This is a genomic window from 'Vigna radiata' phytoplasma, from assembly GCF_030586915.1.
GTDB lineage: Bacteria > Bacillota_I > Bacilli_A > Acholeplasmatales > Acholeplasmataceae > Phytoplasma > Phytoplasma australasiaticum.
Map to the genome: position 1 here is coordinate 1 of NZ_JAOSIS010000041.1, position 2864 is coordinate 2864.

2 protein-coding genes are annotated in these 2864 nt (G+C 29.0%); both read left to right on the forward strand.

Annotation, left to right across the window (positions count from 1 at the left end):
- Window positions 1-162 precede the first annotated feature (162 nt).
- Complete coding sequence (locus tag OC710_RS02575; protein WP_275040460.1) at window positions 163-432, forward strand: hypothetical protein; 270 nt, start codon at window positions 163-165, stop codon at window positions 430-432.
- 1131 nt (window positions 433-1563) lie between these two features.
- Window positions 1564-2115, forward strand: a complete 552-nt coding sequence (locus OC710_RS02580; protein WP_275040459.1) for a 5'-3' exonuclease — start codon at window positions 1564-1566, stop codon at window positions 2113-2115.
- The last annotated feature ends 749 nt before the right edge of the window (window positions 2116-2864 follow it).

Sequence of the window (2864 nt, forward strand, 5' to 3'; positions counted from 1 at the left end):
GTAATAACCTTTACATGGCGAAAGAGTTTCAATATCTGTAATCAGATATTAGGCGCCGGATGCTTGGAAACTTGCTTGTCCGGTTCTGTGGGGGGCTAATTGCGAATATGAAAGTTAAATTATCAATTCACTTTCTAAACCGAGTTAATCTATCCCGATAATATTGAAAATGAAAATAATTTAAATAAATTCGATGCTTTAATGATTTTTATAAATATGTTTGAAAAAATTTTAGAAAAAAGTCAAAATCATATTTTAGTTGCTTTCGATACAAAAGGTAAAACTAAAAAGAAAGAACTTTATTTAGATTATAAAAAAGGTCGCCCTCTTATACCTCAATTGTTGTTAGATCAAATTGTATTAGTGCAAGAGTATTTAAAACTTTCTGGAATTAAATATCATTATCAAACAGGGGGCGCCAAAGAAGCCTAAATTTCGTACTATTTAACCAATAGTCAGGGCTGATAAACCCTGAAAGGATATGGTCGGTCAGGCTAACGAAAGAATGCCAGATTACAGCAGACCATAAAAGCGGGTTGCGACGAAAGCAAATTAGTCAAGATGATTCCGCCACCGAAATAATTCCATGGAGAAGCCTGAGATGGCCTAAGAAGGAAAATGGATGTAATGATAAGACCTGTTACGGAAGTTGCTTAAACGGACAGTCCAGAAGCTATTGATATAAACCTGTTGTATTAGATAGTTTATCAGATAAAGAAAACCTGGAATCAGCCTCTTAACGAGGATACTTCCCCTACAGAATTAAGGTCGAAATTTAGAGTAACTTGGAGAATCCTAAAACTAAGTAATTAAATTTACTAATCCGGAAATAAAAGTCTGGATGGTCAAGGATAAAGAATCTTTTTAGTAGTCGTAAGAGTAAACCTAGATGTGGAATAATCTAGTTAATCGTCTTACCAAGAAGAGAGGTAACAACTCTTATAGGGCGAAAGAAGAAAGTAATTTATTGTTTATTCATTGAGACCGCGGAAGGGATAGGTAAAACCTATATGAATGATTTTAAGTTATTAAAATCGAGACTTCTACGAACGATGAATGAAATTCACGACCAATCTTAAAAAAACACCCATTAAAACAAGAATTTAAATAGGGAATGAACAACTTAGCTAATACCTACCTCGCGTTTCTATTAGATTGCCGCCAATAAAGGGGTAGGAACATCTGGAATCGACGGGAGAATAATAGATGATATGGACTTAAATAAACTAAAGAAATATCACCAAAAATATGTTCATAACCAATATAACCCGAAAACGGTTAAAAGAGTTTATATTCCGAAGGGAAAAGATAAAACTAGACGGCTCTTGGTATCTCAACCATGCAAGCTAGAATCAGAAAAAATAAAAGGTCAAGAATAAGCAAAAAATAAAAGGTCAAGAATAAGCATTTAACCAGTGGTGACATGAAGTTAAACTCGGAACAGGGATAAATTATGGAAAGCGGTGTGCTTGGAAACTTGCTCGCGCCGTTTGGACGGGGGCTATTGGTAATATTTGATAGAAAAAACAAATCCTATCAAAAAAACGCCGATAATCTATCCGTATTTATGAAGCTGACGATATCATTGGTACTATTGCGCAACAAGCTAGTTCTCATCAAATCGCTACAGATATTTACTCTAGTGATCAAGATTTTTTGCAGTTGATTAACGATTATATTACAATTCGTTTAATAAAAAAAGGTGTAACTACAATTAGTAATTTTGATATAGAATTATTAAATAGAAAATATCAGTTAAAACCTGAACAAATAGTTGATTTCAAAAGTATGGTCGGAGATAATTCTGATAATATTGTAGGAATTCCAGGAATAGGCCCTAAAACTGCTCTTAAATTATTGCATCAATTTAATAATTTAGATAATTTATTGATCAATTTAAAAGAAATTCCTGATAATTTGAGAACCAAAATAGAATCATTTAAAGATAGAATCCATTTCAATCGTTTATTAATAACTATTGATAAAACTGTTCCATTATCGTTTGATTACACACAAACTTACAAAGAAAAAATTAATCTAAATTTATTATTAAATTTTTGTAAAAAATATAATTTAAATCGTTTATATAACAAAAAAATAAAAAACAAATTATAATTTTTAATTATTATAATTTGTTTTTTTGTTGAATTATATATTTATTGAATTATTTAATATATTTAATTACTATACAATTAAAAATCTTTATATTGATATTTAAATTTACTAATTTTATTTCCAAAATAACAAATTTTTAATTTTTTTTGTTTTTTATCGTTATATTTATATTCGTAATACATGTTATTTGGATATTTAATATGTTTTTCTGGTTTGAAAAAACGAAATATACTTTTGTTAGGTTTTATAAGTTCTTGATATATTTTATAAATTTTTTGATTTTGTGTATTGTATTTATAAATAAAAACATTTTTATAACAATCGCCATTATAATTGAAATAAAATTTAATTTTTTTTCTTAAGATATTTTGATTATCATACTCATAAATAATTTTAACTTTATCATCTTTATCTGTAATTTTAAATAATTGATTATTATCGTTATAGAAATATTTATTATCTATTTCTTGTTGATCATGTGATTCAGGAACGAAAGGTTCATTATAATGTTTTATAATACGGATAGATTAATTGCGTTTTATTCAGCGATTTATCTTTGCTGTTTTATTTACAATCAGCCCCCGTCCAAACCGGACAAGCAAGTTTCCCAGCATCCGGCTTTCCATAATTTACTCTCTTGCGAGAACTAATTTCTCCTCGCGGTTAATTAGCTATTTATTCCTATTGTTCTTATTCTTTCTGATATCATGTATTTGTTGATTGGTTACCTTGCGGTGACAATCTTTACA